The 268-nt window shown below is 40.7% G+C and carries 1 protein-coding gene; it reads left to right on the top strand.

Annotated elements, in window-relative coordinates; translation table 11 throughout:
- A partial coding sequence (locus tag FLQ44_RS14405; RefSeq protein ID WP_147694974.1) for an EAL domain-containing protein occupies positions 1-268 on the top strand: 268 nt, incomplete at both ends.

Genomic DNA, 268 nt, shown 5'->3' on the forward strand with positions numbered 1-268 from the left:
TTACCCTTGCACTGGATGATTTTGGGACAGGTTACTCATCTTTAAATTACTTGAGACATTTTCCCATTGACACTTTAAAAATTGATCGATCTTTTGTCCGAGATGTTGTTGCCGATCCCCATAACGCAGCCGTTACAAACGCAATAATATCCTTAGCAAAGAGTCTGGCATTAAAGATCACTGCTGAAGGTGTGGAGACGCAAGATCAGTTTGAATACATCAAATCTCAAGGGTGTAATGAAATTCAAGGCTACTACTTTAGCCGGCC

It is taken from the genome of Vogesella mureinivorans, from assembly GCF_007644035.1.
Taxonomy (GTDB): domain Bacteria; phylum Pseudomonadota; class Gammaproteobacteria; order Burkholderiales; family Chromobacteriaceae; genus Vogesella; species Vogesella mureinivorans.